This window comes from Marinobacterium rhizophilum DSM 18822 (genome assembly GCF_000378045.1).
Classification (GTDB): Bacteria; Pseudomonadota; Gammaproteobacteria; order Pseudomonadales; family Balneatricaceae; genus Marinobacterium_A; species Marinobacterium_A rhizophilum.
In genome coordinates this window covers 227,826-247,127 of the sequence record NZ_KB899094.1, presented here as the reverse complement: position 1 = coordinate 247,127, position 19,302 = coordinate 227,826, and the positions used below count along the sequence as shown (strand labels likewise).

Sequence of the window (19,302 nt, the reverse complement as noted above, 5' to 3'; positions counted from 1 at the left end):
GCCAAGGCATCAGTCACGTACGGAAACACACATGAATATTTACGGCATCGCGGCGATCTATAAGTTTGACATTCGGCCACGCACCGAGATTACCAATCAACCTCGCCAAGGCATCAGTCACTTACGGAAACACACATGAATATTTACGGCATCGCGGCGATTTATAAATTTGAGATGGCACGCACCGGGCGCACCCTGATGCAGAGCATTGCCTCGCCGGTACTGTCCACCTCGCTTTACTTCATCGTATTTGGCACCGCCATCGGTGCCCGTATGGGCGACATCGACGGCGTCAGCTACGGCGCCTTTATCATCCCGGGCCTTCTGATGCTGTCGCTGCTCAGCGAAAGCATTTCCAACGCTTCCTTTGGCATCTTCTTTCCAAAGTTTTCCGGCACCATCTACGAGGTGCTGTCCGCCCCGGTATCACCGTTTGAAATCGTTGCCGGGTATGTGGGAGCCGCCGCCAGCAAATCAATCATTCTCGGCCTGCTGATACTGGCAACCTCGCGGCTGTTTGTGGATTACAGCATTGTCCATCCGGTCTGGATGGTCGCCTTCCTGATCCTTACCGCCATTACATTCAGCCTGTTCGGCTTCGCCATCGGCATCTGGGCCGACGACTTTCAAAAGCTGCAGGTCATACCGCTGATGGTGATCACCCCGCTCACCTTCCTGGGCGGGGCGTTCTATTCCATCAACATGCTGCCGGAGCCCTGGCAGAGCCTGACCCTGTTCAATCCCGTGGTGTACCTGATCAGCGGCTTTCGCTGGGCATTTTATGGCGTATCCGATGTAAATGTTGCCGTGAGTCTGAGCATGACACTCGGCTTTATGGCCCTGTGCATGACCATCATCGGCTGGATCTTTCGCACCGGTTACCGCATCAAATCCTGAACATCCCCGCCTGCCGTCGCGCGGTAGTCTTCAGGGATTGCTGCGCACGTAGGCCTTACCATTCCAGCGATACAACGGTGACACATCCAGGTCCTGGCCACCAATGGCGATGTCCGGCCAGCCCTGGTATCCGCTATCCTTGATCACCGCAATGCCCACCGCTTCGAGGACGGGCTGCCAGCCGCCCGGCACTCGGGTCAGCAGTACGAAATACTGCCCCCTGTCGCCATAGCAGAACAGACTGTGCTCAGTGATCCAGGCCTCACTGCGACCGTCGCCGTTCAGGTCCATCAGCTCCATCTGACCGGGATGATAAGACAGGGATACCGGATCTTCGTTACAACGCCGATACTGCCCGTTGCCGGCGATCTTGAAACCTGCGGCGGCAAAAAGCGCCATCTCTTCATTGGCAGACAAGGCCGCAACCGCAGTTTCGCCCTGCACCGGCGCCAATCCCGCCAGCGCCACGCTCAGCATTGCCATGACGGTTACAGCCATCCCCTTAACCACCCTTCTGACCGCACCCGCGGCCAAAACCAGATAGGGTTTCATGATGCTATCTCCCCACTACGTTTTCGGGTCTGGCGTGGCCCCACCGATACTCGTCGGGTTCACCACAGACACCTCATCCCCTGGCGGACAAACAGCCTCCTTGCTTAACTAAGCGAACAAACAGGTCCCCTGCCTACTTGTCCGTCACGCCACAAAAGCAGGCGCAGATACGCAGAATATGCTGGTTTTTGTGACGCTTGCTTTGGCCTGCTGCCAATGATTCAGCCCCCCCCTGTTTCAGGTATTGGCGCTTCGTTTATTAATCTGCCGGATCAATATGTGTTCAGGCGCCACGTTAACAGTGGCCTCGAACACTCGGTTACACCCTGTGCTTGCCACGCTGTCACGGCGGCGCTGCGTATCATTCAAGATAGCTCACCGAACATAATGCAGCGCAACATTCAGCATACCAATTCTGTTGCATGAGTCTGCCAGCAAGCCCATGCCTCGCTGATAATCAACGTAAAAGCCGAGTAAAGGTGCCGAATTTCGGAAATTTCCGAATATTTAGCGCGATTCATCACATGTTTTAATTTCATGCGGACAAGGACATAAAGCACTACAATTTTTTTTGCATGTGCGTTATAAAAGCTGAGACCCAGGCGCAGCCGCGCGAAAACTCAACGCCCCACGGACAGGATAGAATAATGAAATCAGCTCTAGTTTCACGTCACCGCCAGACGGACCCGGCCGGCTGGAGTAAACACCCGCGGTTGCAGAAAACCCTTGCCAGCCTGTTGACCTGTGCTGCCTTGATGGCCAGCAGTGCAGCCCTTGCCACCGGCCTGCCCGCCGTTGGCGCGGATATAAAACGCACATCGGTGTCGGGGCTGTCTTCCGGTGCCTTCATGACGTCGCAGCTTTATGTGGCCTACTCAGACATCATGGTAGGCGCTGGCGTTGTAGCCGGCGGTCCCTACCTGTGTTCCAAGTCCTGGTCGCTGAGCCCCCTGGTCATCAATGCCACCACCACTTGCATGAGTCCACTCACGCCCGCGGTCGGTCCCAATACGCCGCTGCTGGTAAAGCTGTCTGAAGCACTGGCAGAGGCTGGCGAGATAGCACCACTGGATAACCTGAAAGACGACCATATTTATATTTTCAGTGGCCAGAACGACAAGACGGTGACGACCGCGGTGGTTGACCAGACCAAGGCATTCTTTGAAGCGGTCGGGGTACCGGACAGCTCGATCCAGTACGATACCAGCGTTGATGCCGGCCATGCGCTGATTACCAAAAGCAGCGAATTTACCGACTGCCCATTAACCGAAGCGCCCTATATCAACGACTGCAACTTTGAGCAGTCCACCCGTATTCTCGACCAGATTTACCCCGATATGCAGCCGCCCGCCACACTGCTCAGCAGTAAAGTGATCGAGTTTGATCAGACAGAGTTTATCAACTCGAAAACCACCAGCATGAGTGATACGGCTTACGCCTATATTCCGGCCACCTGTCTGGCGGGAATGGAATGTCCGGTGCATGTGGTGTTTCACGGCTGCAAGCAGGGCGCCGCGGTCATCGGCGACAAGTACTATGCCCAGACCGGGTATAACTACATGGCGGAAGCCAATGACCTCATCATGCTCTATCCGCAGGTACAGCCTTCCAATGGATCACCGCTGAATCCCGAGGGTTGCTGGGATTTCTGGGGCTATTCGTCCCCCGAAGCGGCAGAGCCTGATTTCTATTCGCGCAAAGCACCGCAGATCAGTGCCGTGTACCGCATGATCGAGCGTCTTGCTGAACCCGTTTCCCACTGAGCTTCAGATGAACAACGCTAACAATACTGTCAGGAGACACACCGTGAAGACTGAAACGACACCATTGATCGACCCAAGCCTGACCGAGGCGCTGCAGCACTGGAACCAGTACTATGCCCAGAGCCGCCAAAACAGCCTTATCCTGATGAACGCCATTACGCCGTTGAAAGACCAGATACAGGTTACCGGCCAGCTACTCGAGACCGCCCAAAAAACCGACTGGGTAAAGGCCAGCAGCAAACTGGCTGATCCCGAAGTGCTTGTCGGTGCCCTGGGCGAACTGGCCGACATCCAGATCGCGGCGCTTGGCAAACTGCAGGAGGGTTATAACGCTTTTCTGAAAACCACCCAGGCATCCACGGATAAGCTCAGTGGCCTGGGCAACGAAGCAGACTCGCCACAGGCATTGCTGGCCGCAAGCCTGGAGACGAGCCTCGACATCCTTAAGCAGTATGAAGCCGATGCTACCGAGGAAGCTTCCAGCCTGAGCGCAATCCAGTCCGCCTACCGCGCCTGGCTGCAAAAGAGCCTGCAGGTCTTCAGCACCACCTGAGTCAAGCAAGCGTGAATCGCGCCGGGGCCAGACAAAATGTCTGTTCGCCCCGGCCACTAACACCTGCCGGCTGCCTTGCGGCTTATGGCCAGACGGCACCCGCAGTGCAGTCCTGTACATGCAGCACGTCATTACGGGCATCGTTGGGAATATAGACCTGATTAGTCGCGGATTTGGCGTAGATCATCTGTTTGCACTGGGCACTCTGGCCTGGACCAACCACCAACTTTGCACCCACCTTGACGGTACAGGCACTCATGCGATCCAGTTCGCTCCAGGACGGGCAGATGCTGTTATCCTGCCGGTACTGCGGACGCGGCCCTTCCGGTAACTGAAACGACCACCAGCTGCCGTAGCGGGTATACTCCCGCGCACTGTCCCAGACCCTGTATACGGTGACCGGTTCCAGCGCCACCAGAACCTGGCCCGCGCAAAGCTCGCCCTCGCCGCTGGCACCCAGGGCATCCTGCAGCAGTGCCTCATCTGATACCACCTCCATACCGGGCGGCGGCGCGATGATTTGGCCTACACAGGCTATGCCATCAATACCACTGAGAGCCGCCTGGCCCTCAACCTGGCTGCCGGCCTGCCGATCCAGACCATCAAGGCCGGCGCAGCCTGTCAGCAACAGCAGCAGCGAAAATCCAATTGCAGGTATCACTCTTCCCTGAGAATTCACCATAAACTCCTTTTAATACAGATAGATGATGGCAACAATTAAACGGTTTCAGTCGCCGCTACACGCCCGCAGTATCCAGCGAGTAGCGGCGATTTCAGGTCTCGCTCAGACCATACTTCTTCAGTTTGCGATGCAAAGTGGAACGACTCACACCCAGCGCCTCGGCGGCGCGCAGCACCACCCAGCGATGCTGCTGCAGGGCGGCAAGAATCTGGGCCTTTTCGTCCTCCTCAACCTGCCCGCCCTCGGCACCGACCAGGGAAACCAGTCGGTCCGGGGGCAATACCGTAGCACGTGGCGCAGCAATCGCATTGGTGTTCACCGGCTCACCGGGGGCAGGCGGAAAAACCTCATCCGGCAGGTCAGTAATGCGAACGGCGCGCCCATCACACATGCACAACGCAAACTGCAATGCATTCTTGAGCTGGCGGATGTTGCCAGGCCAGTGATAGCTGCCGAGCACCTGTAGCGCGGGTTCGTCGATCGCTATCTGGTTGGATTCGCGCAGTTCAGCAAATACCTTTTCGATCAGCGCCAGTCGATCCTGCCGGTCACGCAGGGCCAGCAGCCCAATGCGCACACCACTGATCCGGTAGTACAGATCCTCACGAAATTCGCCCTGGGCAACGGCCTCGGTCAAGTCACGGTGAGTGGCACAGAGCACATGCAAATCGATCCCGACCGGCTTGACCTGACCCAACGGCGTAATCTCCCGTTCGGCCAGTACGCGCAACAGCCGGGCCTGCAACATCAGAGGCATGTCGCCGATTTCATCAAGAAACAGCGTGCCGCCATGACTGGCCTCGATCTTGCCCACCTTGCCCCCCTTGAGGCCGCCGGTAAAGGTACCGGCGCTGTATCCAAACAGCTCGCTTTCGATCAGGGACTCAGGAATGGCGGCGCAGTTAAGGGTTACGAACGGCTTGTCATGCCGGCTGCTGCTGTCATGAATCGCCCGGGCCCAGACTTCCTTGCCGGTGCCGGTTTCGCCCTGCAACAGAATGCAGATATCGCGGTTCAAGACCCGATGACAGATATCGGCATTGCGTTGCAGCAACGGATCGGAGCCCGCCGCGCGATACAGTGGCGAATCGAGGCTGGGCCTGGGCGCGCTGACCGATGTTGCCGGCGCAGGTGCGGGCGTCGTGCGGCGCACCGCCTCGCCGGCCAACCGCATCAACCAGCAACCGCTACCCGGCCCCTGTTCCAGGGACCAGGGGGCACGCTGCACATCGTCAAGACTGGCACCGGTGAGTACCGCTAGCCCCTGCCCCACGATCAGACAGCGTTCCGCCACGCCCAGCTGCAGCAGCGCCGCCGAGGTGGCGCCCAGTATCCAGCCCGAGTCGTTCACCGCCAGCAGCGCATTGGACTGGCCGGCGTCCGCCAGCGGTGAGCTGACCAGGGCCAGCAACTGATGACGCGCAAAGGCATGGCGAAACATGGCGGCTTCGATCTGGTCGGCGGTATCGCACACAAGGTTTAAAGCGAGTCCCTGACCGATCTTGTCGCCCTGGGCATAGGTGGAGATATCCAGCGCACCGATGATATTGCCATCGGGTGCGATCAGCGGCGCGGTGGAACAGCTGAAGCGCTGCAGCTCGCGGCCAAAATGTTCGCCGGCATACACGGTGAGTGCCTCGCCGGTAGCCAGGCACGTCCCCAGACCGTTGGTTCCGACCAGATTTTCACTCCAGACGGTACCGACACTCAGCCCTTTTTCAGCCAGCTCCTGGCCACGGTTAGAGTCGATATATTCACGCAACACAATGCCGCTGGCATCGGTGACCAGTACACAGTAGCCGGAATTGCCGCCCAGATATCGCAGGCGTTCAAACACGGGTTCTGCCGAATGCAGCAGACTGTCCTGCAAACCACGGGCTTGGCGCACCTCGCTATCGCTCAGGCGAGGCGCCCGCAGATTCCGTTCAGGGTCCAGCTGGTAGTCTTCAATGCAGCGCTGCCAGGAGCCGAGAATTTCGGGGGCCGCCTGCGCCGGCGCCACACCCCGCCAGGCTAATGAGTGACCGGACGATGCCGGCTGTTTACGCTGAGGATTAGGACTTTTCATGGGAGATTAGGGTTATTCCCTCAATTCATTTTTATTATCTTTTCCATCATAGGCCCAGGCCAAGGTGACTGTCCATACACCCCTGGTACAACACCAGACTGAAAAAAACGCCAGACCCTTGCGCCCTTTGTACAACCGTTCTGCACCATCACTGCGACAGGGGTTGCTACACCCTTTGCTACACCCTTTGCTACACCCTTTGCTACACAACGCTGAGACAGTCCGTCGCACCGGACACACTGTATCCCGCCCAAAAGCCCCGCAATAGCCCGTCCCGCCGCGTGCGCAAGACATGGTTCAGATATTGCTTTGAGCCCTGACAACGCGCTTTTTCCATGCAGCGCGATCCCTTCACAACAAGAAGAAGAGGTACGCCCGTGACCCGCTCCCTGAATATCCTGATCGCCCACCAGTCGCCCCTCTATCGCCGTGGCGTCGAACTCGCCCTCGACGCACAGCGCATCGACTATCGCAGCACCCACTGCGATACCTATCGTGACCTGTTCGCACGCTGGTCGCCCGCCGCAGACTTTGACGTGCTCCTGCTCGACGACAGCCTGCCCGGGCTGTCCTGCCTGTGCAAGCTGATCGATCTGGTGCAGCAGCATGGGGCTGCGGTACTGCTATGCAGTACCGTTACAGATCCTGGCCTCATCACCAAATTCCGCCGCTCAGGCGTGCGCGGCCTGCTGCCCGCAAGGATGAGTGCCGCGGACCTTGGCGCAGCGCTGCTTGAGCTGCACCAGGGCTCCGACTGGATCGAGCTGACCCGCCCCCGAAGCCCGGCCGGGTTGAGCCCGCCTTCGCTGAAAGGGCTTACCACCACCGAGCTGAAGGTGCTGAACTCCCTTGGTGAGGGCCTGGCCAACAAGCAGATCGCGGACAGTCTGAATCTCAGCGTGCACACGGTGAAAACCCACATGAGCAATATCTTTCGCAAACTCGATATCAGCAATCGTACGCGTCTGGCCATGAGTGTGCAGCAGCTCAGGTTGTCCGCCTGAGCCAGGGTCCAGAGCACTGTGTCAGGGCGCGACAGTCTGTGCCAGACCTGCTGCAGCCGTCGCGACAGCCTGTCCCAGCATGGATGGCAGAATATGGATGAAAACCCACAATAGTTAATAAAATCAATAATTTACAAAACTGGCATGGCGGTTGCTTTACTTACTACAGGCATCAGCCAACACCTGAGCCGCCATTCGAACAGCAAGAATAAAAGGAGTGGTTTCCATGAAGCCCAGCAAAGAACAACAACTCTGGATGTACGAGCACATGCTCATCAGCCGCTACTTTGAGGAATCCATCGAAACGATCTACATGGAAGGCAAAACACCCGCCTTCAACATGGCCAAGGGCCCGATTCCCGGCGAGATGCACCTCTCCAATGGCCAGGAACCCTGCGCGGTCGGTGTCTGCGCCCACCTGACGCCCTCTGATGTCGTCACCTCCACCCACCGCCCGCACCATGTCGCCATCGCCAAGGGCGTTGACCTCGACCGCATGACCGCCGAGATATTTGGCAAGAAAACCGGCCTTTCGGGCGGGCGCGGCGGTCACATGCATATCTTCGATGCCGCGGTGAACTTCTCCTGCTCGGGCATCATCGCCCAGGGCATGGGCCCGGCTGTCGGCGCTGCCCTGTCCCGCCAGATGCAGAACAAGGACGGCGTTGCTGTGGCCTTTCTGGGCGAAGGTGCCGCCAACCAGGGCGCCTTCCATGAAACCCTGAACCTGGCCGCTGTCTGGAAACTGCCGGTGGTGTTCGTCATCGAGGACAACGCCTGGGGCATCTCCGTATCCAAGAGCAGCTCCACTGCCATCGAACGCAATGACCAGCGTGCTGCCGCCTACGGCATGCCGGGGCATTTCATTCCCGGCAACGATCCGCTGGCCGTGTTTGAGGTTGCGGGACAGGCCATCGAGCGTGCCCGCCGCGGCGAAGGCCCCAGCCTGATTGAAATCGAAACCTACCGCCTGGCGGGCCATTTCATGGGCGATGCAGAAGGTTACCGCCCCGAAGGGGAAAAAGACGCCCTCTTTGCCAAGGATCCGATTCCCAAGCTGCGCGCGCACCTCGAGGCACAACACGGCTGGACTAGCAGCGACGACGCCGCCCTGGTAGCACGCTGCCACGCCCGCGTGGATGCCGCCATCGCTTTCGCCCGGGAGAGTGCCTTCCCGGCGCCGGAAGAAGCGCTGGAAAAGGTCTTCGTGTAATCCGGCCGCGCCGACGTTGCGACTTTCAACAGGTTTCGCAGCACAGACTATTCCCAAAACAATAAGGAGCAGCAAATGACTGTTGCCACTAAAGAACGCAAGCTCACCATTGCCCGCGCCATGGCCGAGGCCATCGCCCAGGAAATGCGGATCGACGACAAGGTGTTCGTCATGGGTGAGGATGTCGGGCCGCTGGGCGGGGTGTTCGGTAACACCCGCGGCCTGCACGACGAATTCGGTTCCCTGCGGGTGCGCGATACGCCCATCTCCGAAACCGCCTTCATGGGTGCCGCCGTGGGCGCGGCCTCCGACGGCATGCGTCCCATTGTCGAACTGATGTTCGTCGACTTCTTCGGCGTCTGCTTCGATGCCATTTATAACCTGATGGCCAAGAACACCTACTTCTCGGGCGGTGAAACCCCCGTGCCGGTGGTGCTAATGACCTCCACCGGTGGCGGCTACAGCGATGCCGGCCAGCACTCCCAGTGCCTGCATGCCACCTTCGCCCATCTGCCAGGCATGAAGGTGGTGGCACCGTCCAACGCCTACGACGCCAAGGGTCTGATGACCGCCGCCATCCGCGACAACAACCCGGTGATCTTCATGTTCCACAAGGCGCTGCAGGGCATGGGCTGGCTGGGCACCGAGAAGGACGCCATCGTCCATGTGCCGGAAGAAGCCTATGAAGTACCCATCGGTAAAGCCGCCATTGTACGCGAGGGCAGCGATGTCACCCTGGTGGGCATCACCTCCGGCGTCCATCACAGCCTCAAGGCCGCCCGCACGCTGGCCGAGCGCGGCATCAGCGCCGAGGTCCTGGACCTGCGATCCCTGGTGCCGCTGGACCGCGACACCGTGCTGGCATCAGTGCGCAAGACCGGTCGCCTGATCGTGGTCGACGAGGACTACCAGAGCTACGGCATGAGCGCCGAAATCATCAGCAGCGTCGTGGAACAGGGTGTCGTGCTCAAGGCCGCTCCGCAGCGCGTGGCCTATCCAGACATTCCCATTCCGTTTACCCCCGTCATGGAACAATGGGCCTTGCCCAATGCCGACAAGATCATCGCGGCGTTTGAGAAAATGACGAATGGCTAAAGCGCTCATCGCTCTTTCGAGCGGTAGCCTCAGCACCCAAACAATCATTGCCGCCTATCAATAAATGGAGACCCGCTAACATGAGTACTGAAGTCCGTGTACCCGAGACCCTGTGGGAAGAAGACAGCGAGGCGGTGATCACTGCCTGGCTCGCCAGCGAAGGAAGTCCTGTACAACAGGGCGATGTGATCGCCGAGCTCATGGTGCAGAAAATCCAGTATGAACTGGAAGCACCCGCCAGTGGCGCGCTGCAAATTATCAAGGATGTCGACGACGTTATCGCCAAGGGCGAACTGATCGGCCATATCGGCTAATACAGGCCAAGCCCGCCAGTGCAACGATGCGAGGGTGGCAGGGCTACTGCCCCGTCACCCGAGCCGGAGAATAATAATGTCCATCACAGCATCCGAGGCACCCAGCCTCAATGTCATACCACTACGCGGTGTACGCGGCATGATCGCCGACAACATGCGCAAAAGCCTCGATGAGGCGGCGCAGTTAAGCCACCATGCTGACTGTGACGCCACCGCACTGTTTGAAACCAAGGCCCGCCTGGCCGAGCAGGACATCAAGGTCTCTGTTGAAGACCTGGTCGCCCAGGCCGTGGTCGCAACTCTGGCCCGGCACCCCGATGTCAATGGACGTGTTGAAGGCAGGGAGATACAGCTCAACCCCTCGGTACACCTGAGTCTGGCCATGGCGCTGCCCGGCAATCTGCTGGTCGCACCCACCCTTTTCAATGCCTGCGCCCTGTCACTGACGGAGCGCAGCGCGGCCCGGCGTGAACTGCAAAACCGCGCCCGCAGCGGCAAGCTCAGCGTGCCGGAGATGACCGGCGGCACCTTTACCGTCAGCAACCTGGGCCTGTCACGGGTGCGTCACTTCACGCCCATCGTGAACCTGCCCCAGATCGCCATTCTTGGTATCGGCGAAACCCGTCTAAAACCCTGGGTCATGGCGGATGGTCAAATCAGTGTGCGCCGCATCATGGGGCTGTCGCTGAGTTTTGATCACCGCGCACTGGACGGCGGCCCCGCAGCGGCCTTCCTCAGCGACCTTTGCGAACAGATCGAACAGGGGTGAACACCATGGCGAGCGCAGTGCCGACCCACCAGACCGACGACGTAATCCTCAGCCCGCTTGAGGGGCTGGGCCAGGAACTCGCCTTGCTCGAGAGCGTGGTTCAGGGAGAACGCCCTTCGGGCACGCTGCTCTGGCGCTGCGAACAGGCCCTCGTCGTACCGCGCAGACTTAGCCACAGGCCGGCCTTTGCACAGGCAAGTGAAACGCTTGAGGCCGAAGGCTGGCCCGTCGTGGTACGGGACACCGGCGGCGACCTGACACCCCAGGCGCCCGGGCTGATCAATGTCGCCCTGGCCTTTCGCCAGCGCCGCACGCCAGGGGCCATTCGCGACAGCTATCTGCGCCTGTGCCAGCCGCTCATCGACTGTCTGCAGGATGCAGGTATCGATGCGTACTGCGCCTCGGTCCAGGGTGCCTTTTGCGACGGCGACTACAACCTGGTGGTGGACGGACGCAAACTCGCCGGCACCGCCCAGCGCTGGCGCAAGATGTCGAGTCACACGGGGGCTGCGGCGGACGAGTTCGCCGTGCTGGTCCATGCCGTCATCCTGTGTGACGAGAACCTTGCACCGCTGTGGCAGGCCGGCAACCGCTTCTATGCCGAATGCGGCATGACCGAGCGCATCGATCCGGCCTTGCACCTGTCCCTGGCCGAACTGTTGCCGGCCAGCCCCTACCCACTCATAGCGCACAGCCTGCACAGGTTCGCCACGTGCCTGCAAGCCTGAGCTGCTGCGATTCATTCACAACCGCAAACCCACGCAGTACCGGTACCCTGACACTTCGCCGGGGCACCGATCGAAGGAGGCTACATGAATAAGAATAAATCTGCTGATTCCAGCACCAAGCCCAACCTCGGCCGCCGACGCTTTCTGGCCCGCAGTTCCGCTGCGGCCATCGGTGTCGGCGCCCTTGGCAGTACGCTGCTCTCCCCTGCCGCCTGGGCCGCCAAGGCCGTGGGCGATCACGCCAGCGCCACCCTGCTGCGCATGGCCCGCGATGTCTTCCCCCACGACAGGCTCGAAGACAAATACTACGCCCAGGTCTTGAGCCCGCTGGCCGAGAGCGCGCTAGCCGACAAGGAACTGGCGGCCCTGCTGAAAGACGGCGTTGCCACGCTGGATGAACAGGCGCAAAAGGTTTTTTCCAAAGCCTACCTGGACGTGGCCAGTGAAGCCGATCGCGTCACGCTACTCAAGGCGATGCAAGACACCGCCTTTTTCCAGAAGATCAAGGGCGACCTGATGATGGGTATCTACAACAACCAGGAACTTTGGCCCCGCTTCGGCTATGGCGGCTCGGCCTGGGAAAAAGGCGGCTACGTGAACCGCGGTTATGACAAAAACGACTGGATCGAGGAGGTCTGAACATGACTACTAAATTTGATCTCAACGACGACAGCCTGGTTGTCATCATCGGTTCCGGCGCGGGCGGCGGTACCCTGGCCAACGAACTGGCCCAGAAAGGCATCAAGTCGGTGGTGCTCGAAGCCGGCAGGCGCTTCAAGATGGACGATATCGAAAACGACGAGTGGAAGATGTTCGGCAAGATTTCCTGGCTCGACAAGCGTTATGTCGAAGGCCCGGCGCGCCTGGCAAAAGACTTCCCCAACCTGCCGGCCTGGATCGTCAAGGGCGTGGGCGGTGCCACGGTGCACTGGGCCGGCGTAGCCATGCGCTTTCAGGAACACGAGTTCAAGATGAAAACCCTCAATGGCGTGATTCCGGGTGCCAACGTGCTGGACTGGCCCATCACGCTGCAAGAACTGGAGCCCTATTACGTCAAGGCCGAGAAGAAAATGGGCGTCTGCGGCACCGAAGCCACCGGCATGCCGTTCCATGGTCAGAGCAGCCACTACAAGGTGGTGGCTGAAGGCGCCAAACGCATTGGCGCGAAATGCGAACAGGCCACCCTGGCCATCAATACCGAAGTGCGCGATGGTCGCCCGCCCTGCCAGGTCAATGGCTTCTGCATGCAGGGCTGCAAGATCGGCGCGAAGTGGTCGACCATGTACACCGAAATTCCCAAGGCCGAGGCGACCGGCAATGTCGAGGTGCGTCCGCAGTCCATGGTGCTGCGTATCGAACACGACAAGACTGGCAAGATCACCGGCGTGCTCTATGCCGACCAGGATGGCAACCAGCAGCTGCAGAAGGCCCGCATCGTGGCGGTGGCCGGCAACTCCATCGAGTCGCCGCGCATGCTGCTCAACTCCGCTTCGTCGATGTTCCCCGATGGCCTGGCCAACGGTTCCGGCCAGGTCGGTCAGAATTACATGACCCACACCACCGGGGGTGTCTACGCCGAGTTCGAAAAACCGGTGCACATGTACAAGAGCACCGTGGTGCCCGGCATCGTCCATGAATGGAAAGACAACGACCCCAGCCGCGGACACATGGCCGGCTACGAGCTGGAAATTCTTCACCTGGGGCTGCCGTTCATGTCGGCCTTCCTGAAGCCTGGCAAGGGTGGCTGGGGCCGTGAACTGGCCGATTCGCTGGCCAATTACGACAACATGGCCGGTTTCTGGATCTGCGGCGAGGACATGGCGGTGGAGTCCAACAACATCACCCTGCACCCCACCGAGAAGGACCAGTACGGCCTGCCCGTGCCGGTGGTGTACAAGACCGACCATATCAACGACACCCGCATGCGCAACCATGCCTATGACCGCTCCAAAGAGCTGTTCGACTCCATCGGCGCCATCAAGGTCAACAACCTGCCGCCCTACCCGGCCAGTCACAACATGGGCACCAACCGCATGAGCGAGCACGCCCGTGATGGTGTGGTCAACCGCTGGGGCCAGAGCCACGAGATCAGCAACCTGTTCGTCTCCGATGGCAGCCAGTTCACCTCCAGTGGCACCGAGAACCCGACCCTCACCATCGTCGCGCTGGCGATCCGCCAGGCCGATTACATCGCCGATCAAATGAAAAAACAGCTGCTTTAGAACCCGACCTCCAGGGTCATCCTGGCGCGCACGCCGCGCGCCCTTGTAATCCCGTCGTGAACAGCAACGCCCAGGGTGAAATGCCCCGGGCGCGGCTTTCCACGCCTGTCGCGTGACATTTAAAACCTGATACCTCACAAAAATTACAACGAGGCCTTTTACATGCGTGCACTGAAAAAACTGCTTTTGATCTCGGCACTCAGCTCAGCGGCTCTGCTCAGCGCCCCCCAGAGCGCCCAGGCCGGCGTGCCCGCCGCCGACAACCCGGACAACTGGCCGCAATACCACCGCACTTCCAATGCCTGGCGCTACAGTCCGCTGGACCAGATCAGCCCCGACAATATCAAGAACCTCAAGGTCGCCTGGATTCATCAGCCCGGCGACATCCAGATGGGACTGCAGGCAACCCCCATCGTGATTGACGGCATCGTCTATTACATCGGTCCCAACAACAATGTGTTCGCCGTGGAAGCCGCCAGCGGCAAGCAGATCTGGCATTACCAGCCGGATCTGGACGAGGTGGTCTACGAGGTGTTCTACGTGGCCGCCAGCCGCGGCGTCACCGTGGGGCACGGCAATGTCTATATCGGCTCACTGGACGGCCGCTTCATCGCGCTGGACCAGAAAACCGGCAAGGAAAAATGGTCCACCCAGATCACCGAGCCCAGGGAATGCTACGGCTGCCTGTTCTCATCGCCGCCGCAACTGGCCGGCGACATTCTGTTTGGTGGCACCACCGGCGGCGACCAGCCCACCCAGGGCAAGATCTATGCAGTCAATGCCATTACCGGCGAGAAAGCCTGGACCTTCGATATTCTCGACAAGGACAACCCCGCCAGCTGGCCGGGCGATTCCGGCGAGGTGGGCGGCAGCGGCGCCTGGCTGCCCGGCACCTATGATGAGCAAAGTGACACCATCTTCATCGGCACGGCCAATGCCGCACCGGACTTTTACGGCGCCGAGCGCGAGGGCGACAACAAGCACAGTGCCAGCCTGCTGGCGCTTTCGCCCAAGGACGGAAGCCTCAAATGGGCCTACCAGGAGATACCCCATGATGTGTGGGATTTCGACTCCGCCTACGAGGCCATCAGCCTGAAACGTGACGGCAAGGACCTGCTGGTCCACCTCAACAAGAGTGGCTTTGTGTTCGTGCTGGAAAAAGATACCGGCACGCTGGAGAACGTCTGGCCACTGGCAGAAAACATTAACTTCGCCGAGGGGATCGACAAGAAAACCGGTGCCCTTATTGGCCGCATCGACATGCCTGAAGGCGAGGAAACGACCGTTTGCCCTTATCTGCTCGGCGCACGCAGCTGGAACCATGGCGCCTACAACCCCGATACCGGACTCTGGTACACCAATGCCATGGAGGTCTGCAACCAGGTGGTACCGGCCCAGCAGGAACACGAGAACGTCGGCATGGCCGGGCTTTACCTCGGGGTCAGCAAGCTGGTGGCAGTGCCGCCTCCCGGCAAAAAGGCATCCGCCCGCCTCGATGCACGCGACCCCATTACCGGCGAGCTGAAATGGAGCGTCGATTACCCCCTGCCCGGACTTGGCAGCGTGCTGACCACCGGCGGCAACCTGGTATTCAACGGCGATCCGCGCGGCATTATCCATGCCTATAACGCGCAAACGGGCCAGGAAGTCTGGGACTTCAACGCAGGTTCCGGGTTGCGTGGCGGTATCGTCAGCTATGCGGTGAATGGCAAGCAGTACATTCTCGCCGCCACCGGTTTTGGCTCCCATGCCCCCGGCTTCATGGCCAGCGCCTTCCCCGAGGTCAGCGGCCTGCCAGGCGGCGCAGCACTGGTGGCCTTCACCCTGGCCGACTGATCCGTTTCAACGCCTGAAACCCCGGGAGCCCGCGGGCTCCCGGGGCAGCACCACAACCGGGAGAAACATCATGCATTCAAGAATTCTCACCGCCCTGGCCTTGTGCCTGACGCTGTCGCTGCATTCGGCTGCAAGCCTGGCTGTCGCACCGCCGGCTGACAACAAAGCGGCCAGCGGATCCTCCGGCGCCGACGCCAAAGCCCGGGTGTTCAACAACCTCGAGGCCTCTGTCGCCCAGGGGGAAACGCGCTTCAACCAGTCCTGCGTATATTGCCATGGTAATCGTGGCTCAGGCGGCAAGGCGAAAAAACTGCAGGGCCGCAACTTCGATCCCGACTACCTGTTCAAGACCATCACCAAGGGAAAACGCCGTGGCGCCCTGGTGATGCCGCCCTGGGAAAAAACATTCTCCGATCAGCAACGCTGGGAACTGGTGACCTTCATTCTGTCGCTGGGCAACTAGTACTTCAAACCGGGAACCCGACCATGAACAGATCACACCTTTCACCCGCCGCCTGGGCGACACTGCTGCTTATCACACTGACGGGCCTGCAGGCACAGGCAGGCACTCTGGAGCAGATTCAAAGCCGCCAGCAGCTGGGGCTCTGTGCCCATCCGGACATGCTGCCGTTCTCCAAACAATCAGCCACGGCGTCAGGGCCCGGCACGGGCTTTCAGATCGAACTGGCGCAAGCGCTGGCCCAGCGGCTTGGCGTTGCACTGAATGTGTCCTGGATCGTCAGCAAGCGCAGCGCCTCCAAGACCGGCTGCGACCTGTACGCCGGTGTCGCCAAAATCGACAAGAACCCGTCGAAATACCTCAGGCTCAGCGACCCCTTCCTCCGGCTCGAGTCGGTGCTGGTGACTCGAGCTGGTCAGCCAGATATCAAAGCGCTGCAAGCGCTGCACGGACTGCGCGTCGGCGTCGCCCCTGGCAGTGTCGCCGCACACCGGCTGAATAAACAGGGCATTGCCACCGCATCGCGTTATCTCGATGAAGGCCATCGCCTGCAGGCGCTGCTCGATGGACACATTGATGCCGCCGTCGTGACGCAGCTCTCAGCGGGCTGGCTGCAGCAACAGGGCGCCGCGGTTAAGTACATTGATGCCGAACAACTGCTGGGTATCGAGCTGAACTACGACTATGCCCTGGGCCTGCGCAGGGCTGACGCGGGTACCGTAGCGCAATTCAACGACGTGCTGGCGGACATGAAATCCGATGGCAGCCTGGCGCAGCTGTTCCAGCGCTATGGCCTGACTGCCGACGGCCAGGTCGCGCTCACGCATCCCTGACCAAAACCTGCGCCGCTGCCACAGACTGTCGCGCGACAGTCTGCATCTGCGCCACCGCATAACCGTTGCAGCGCCGCGCTCGGCCCAAGCGTCTTCCCGGGCGCACGGCCAGCCACCAAGGTGTTTGGCGGTTATTTACCAATGCCAGCCATCCACTGGCATTCAAATTGCTCAAGCCTACTGGCCTAACCATAAACATAAGAAGGAAACCTTTCATGGCTTCACGATATTGCAAAGCGCTCTTCATCCTGCTGCTCAGCAGCCTCTGTACCCTCGCCAGCGCCACGACCCCCGGTGTACGCGGGACTGACCATTTCGGCTTTACTGTTCCGGATACCGATCAGGCGGTGGACTTCCTGGTGGATGTAATGGGTTGTCAGGCCTTTTTCACCATCGGCCCGTTCGGTCCCTTTGAGGACAACTGGATGCAGGACAACCTGGACGTAAACCCGCGCGCCGAAATTCCGGTGGCGCACCTGGTGCGCTGTGGCAACGGCACCAACTTTGAAATTTTCGAATACAGCTCACCGGATCAGCGCAAAACGCAGCCCAAAAACAGCGATATCGGCGGTCACCACATTGCCTTTTATGTTGATGATCTGGATATCGCCATCGCCTCCATGAAGGAACAGGGCGTGCGCTTTCTTGGCGAGCCACACCCCTTCACCGATGGCCCGCTTGAGGGGCTGACCTGGATTTACTTCATGTCGCCCTGGGGCATGCAGATGGAGCTTGTCTCGGCGCCCAACGGCAAGGGTTACGAAAAGACCACCACCGACCGGCTCTGGGACCCACGCGGATAATGCTGTTCGGCTAATACCGCCCTGTACAACCCCGCTGCCCTTCGGGGCAGCGTTTTCAGAGGTGACCCCATGCCCGCCCACCCGGACTTGATCGCGAACCCCCCGCCCAGGGGCGGGTCCGTACTCGCAAAACCCTTGCTTGCGCTGTTGTTGCTGATGACCTGCGTACCGGCCCAGGCGCATTTTCAGAACTTTCTTGCCCGCATCCTGCACATCGAAGCCCATGATGGCGGCACCCTGATTCATGCCCGCCTGCCACTGGCCTCCGTTCTGCTGCCAACAGACTGGAGTCCGAAGGTCCCTGCACGCGGTGTGCCCTACACTCAGGCCCATCAGTCACTGGACAGTCCCGATGCGCTATTGCTGGACACCCAGGCACTGTTGGCATCGCCTGCAGCACTGCGTGAACGCATCCGCCAGTCGCTGCTGCTGGTTGATGCACTGCCGGCACAGGACCGTGAAACAGAGCCACCGCACATCAGCGCCATTCGCATTCAGCCGATCGCCGAGCGCAGTCCTTTCACCCACCTGCCCCAGATCAGCGCGGCGCTGAACTCCCCGCTGGATATCAGCCAGGGCCCCTTGGCGCTCTCTGATGCGGTGGTTGATTTTCGTATTTTTTACCCCGGCAGAGCTCTGCAGAGTCTGAGCGAAATTCGCAGCACTCCAGCCGAGTGGCCGGTGATAGCAGCACGTTCAATTAACATCGTCACCCTGCACGAAGGCGCGCAACGCACCCGGTTCAGCTCCGCAGGTGTCTTGCAGCAACGCCTTGGCGCCGCCGAACCTGCCAGGAGCCTGCGCGATAGCGTTCGTGCGGGCGTCTATCATGCGATGGCAGGCCTTGATCATGTGCTCTTCATGCTGATCCTGATTCTGGTCGCCCGGAACGTTCGGGGATTCCTGCGCAATTCGCTGGCCTTCACGCTCGGACACTCGATCACGCTGGCAATAGGTGCTGCGGGCCTGCTAAGCACTGCCCCCTGGTTTATTCCGCTGATCGAAACCGGCATCGCCCTGTCGATTCTGTACAGCGGCGCCTGCCTGCTGCTGGGCCTTGAGCAGCGCCTGCTGGCCGGCCGGGTGTTTTTCATCGGCCTGCTGCACGGGCTGGGCTTTGCGTTTATGCTGCAACAGGCCAGCGGCCAGACGCCCAGCGACCTGCTGATGCTGTGGTTCGGATTCAACGCTGGCGTCGAACTGGCCCAGCTATCGATCTACACAATTGCCTTGCCACTCCTCTGGCTATTGGGGCGGTACTGGCCGTTGCCACAGTTATCGTTTCGCACCCTGCTGGCCACGCCGTGCCTGCTGGCGGCACTGGTCTGGTCGGGCCAGCGTGGCCTGGCGCTGTTTGACAGCGTGGGATGGAGCCCGGTTTAGCGAACCACGCAGACCTGCACCGGCGCACTCGAATAATCCGTTTGTCCTGAGCCCGCTCGGAATTACCTAACCCCACCCGCTATAAAGCCTCCCGGTCCCTGTGTTGAAAAGCGCAGGGGGCCGTGTG

Annotated in this window: 19 protein-coding genes; 16 read left to right on the top strand and 3 right to left on the bottom strand. The window is 60.1% G+C overall.

Annotated features, from left to right (window positions below; translation table 11 throughout):
* Window positions 1-135 precede the first annotated feature (135 nt).
* Entirely contained in the window at window positions 136-897 is a 762-nt protein-coding gene (locus F451_RS0108755) for an ABC transporter permease (protein WP_020680988.1), read from the top strand.
* A 30-nt stretch (window positions 898-927) separates the two neighbouring features.
* Here F451_RS0108755 and F451_RS0108750 read toward each other — a convergent pair whose 3' ends face one another.
* The gene (locus F451_RS0108750; RefSeq protein WP_156826417.1) at window positions 928-1,449 is read right to left on the bottom strand and encodes a hypothetical protein; all 522 of its coding nucleotides are present in this window, start codon (window positions 1,447-1,449) and stop codon (window positions 928-930) included.
* A 647-nt stretch (window positions 1,450-2,096) separates the two neighbouring features.
* On the opposite strand from F451_RS0108750, the gene F451_RS0108745 reads away from it, so the two are divergent.
* On the top strand, window positions 2,097-3,212 hold the full coding sequence (locus tag F451_RS0108745) for an extracellular catalytic domain type 2 short-chain-length polyhydroxyalkanoate depolymerase (RefSeq protein WP_205623994.1): 1,116 nt from the start codon (window positions 2,097-2,099) through the stop codon (window positions 3,210-3,212).
* A 43-nt stretch (window positions 3,213-3,255) separates the two neighbouring features.
* Entirely contained in the window at window positions 3,256-3,765 is a 510-nt protein-coding gene (locus F451_RS25140; RefSeq protein ID WP_156826416.1) for a hypothetical protein, read from the top strand.
* A gap of 82 nt (window positions 3,766-3,847) precedes the next feature.
* Here F451_RS25140 and F451_RS0108735 read toward each other — a convergent pair whose 3' ends face one another.
* Both F451_RS0108735 and F451_RS0108730 read right to left on the bottom strand, forming a co-directional pair.
* Window positions 3,848-4,426: a hypothetical protein gene (locus F451_RS0108735; protein ID WP_020680984.1), complete on the bottom strand. Its 579-nt coding sequence runs from the start codon at window positions 4,424-4,426 to the stop codon at window positions 3,848-3,850.
* Between the two features lie 112 nt (window positions 4,427-4,538).
* The gene (locus tag F451_RS0108730; RefSeq protein WP_020680983.1) at window positions 4,539-6,449 is read right to left on the bottom strand and encodes a sigma-54-dependent Fis family transcriptional regulator; all 1,911 of its coding nucleotides are present in this window, start codon (window positions 6,447-6,449) and stop codon (window positions 4,539-4,541) included.
* Between the two features lie 443 nt (window positions 6,450-6,892).
* Between F451_RS0108730 and F451_RS0108725 the strand changes: the two genes are divergently transcribed.
* The 13 genes from F451_RS0108725 (at window position 6,893) to F451_RS26665 (ending at window position 19,175) form a co-directional block, all read left to right on the top strand.
* On the top strand, window positions 6,893-7,519 hold the full coding sequence (locus tag F451_RS0108725; RefSeq protein WP_020680982.1) for a response regulator transcription factor: 627 nt from the start codon (window positions 6,893-6,895) through the stop codon (window positions 7,517-7,519).
* A gap of 226 nt (window positions 7,520-7,745) precedes the next feature.
* Window positions 7,746-8,732 carry a thiamine pyrophosphate-dependent dehydrogenase E1 component subunit alpha gene (locus tag F451_RS0108720; protein ID WP_020680981.1) on the top strand — a complete coding sequence of 329 codons (987 nt, stop codon included), beginning with the start codon at window positions 7,746-7,748 and terminating at the stop codon, window positions 8,730-8,732.
* A gap of 75 nt (window positions 8,733-8,807) precedes the next feature.
* Window positions 8,808-9,827, top strand: coding sequence for an alpha-ketoacid dehydrogenase subunit beta (locus F451_RS0108715; protein WP_020680980.1), 1,020 nt, complete (start codon window positions 8,808-8,810; stop codon window positions 9,825-9,827).
* Between the two features lie 80 nt (window positions 9,828-9,907).
* Window positions 9,908-10,141: a biotin/lipoyl-containing protein gene (locus tag F451_RS0108710; RefSeq protein WP_020680979.1), complete on the top strand. Its 234-nt coding sequence runs from the start codon at window positions 9,908-9,910 to the stop codon at window positions 10,139-10,141.
* A gap of 76 nt (window positions 10,142-10,217) precedes the next feature.
* Window positions 10,218-10,910, top strand: coding sequence for a 2-oxo acid dehydrogenase subunit E2 (locus F451_RS0108705; protein WP_020680978.1), 693 nt, complete (start codon window positions 10,218-10,220; stop codon window positions 10,908-10,910).
* Window positions 10,911-10,915: 5 nt separating this feature from the next.
* Window positions 10,916-11,638 carry a lipoate--protein ligase family protein gene (locus F451_RS0108700; RefSeq protein WP_020680977.1) on the top strand — a complete coding sequence of 241 codons (723 nt, stop codon included), beginning with the start codon at window positions 10,916-10,918 and terminating at the stop codon, window positions 11,636-11,638.
* Window positions 11,639-11,722: 84 nt separating this feature from the next.
* Window positions 11,723-12,277, top strand: a complete 555-nt coding sequence (locus F451_RS0108695; RefSeq protein ID WP_020680976.1) for a twin-arginine translocation signal domain-containing protein — start codon at window positions 11,723-11,725, stop codon at window positions 12,275-12,277.
* A gap of 2 nt (window positions 12,278-12,279) precedes the next feature.
* Window positions 12,280-13,860, top strand: coding sequence for a GMC family oxidoreductase (locus tag F451_RS0108690; RefSeq protein ID WP_020680975.1), 1,581 nt, complete (start codon window positions 12,280-12,282; stop codon window positions 13,858-13,860).
* A gap of 162 nt (window positions 13,861-14,022) precedes the next feature.
* Complete coding sequence (locus tag F451_RS0108685) at window positions 14,023-15,696, top strand: pyrroloquinoline quinone-dependent dehydrogenase (protein ID WP_020680974.1); 1,674 nt, start codon at window positions 14,023-14,025, stop codon at window positions 15,694-15,696.
* A 70-nt stretch (window positions 15,697-15,766) separates the two neighbouring features.
* A complete protein-coding gene (locus F451_RS0108680) occupies window positions 15,767-16,159 on the top strand; it encodes a c-type cytochrome (protein WP_020680973.1) in 393 nt (130 codons plus the stop codon).
* 23 nt (window positions 16,160-16,182) lie between these two features.
* Window positions 16,183-16,989, top strand: a complete 807-nt coding sequence (locus F451_RS26670; protein ID WP_020680972.1) for a substrate-binding periplasmic protein — start codon at window positions 16,183-16,185, stop codon at window positions 16,987-16,989.
* A gap of 215 nt (window positions 16,990-17,204) precedes the next feature.
* Window positions 17,205-17,792 (top strand): VOC family protein, encoded by a 588-nt coding sequence (locus F451_RS0108670; protein WP_020680971.1) that lies wholly within the window; start codon window positions 17,205-17,207, stop codon window positions 17,790-17,792.
* 69 nt (window positions 17,793-17,861) lie between these two features.
* Window positions 17,862-19,175 carry a HupE/UreJ family protein gene (locus tag F451_RS26665; RefSeq protein WP_083928387.1) on the top strand — a complete coding sequence of 438 codons (1,314 nt, stop codon included), beginning with the start codon at window positions 17,862-17,864 and terminating at the stop codon, window positions 19,173-19,175.
* The last annotated feature ends 127 nt before the right edge of the window (window positions 19,176-19,302 follow it).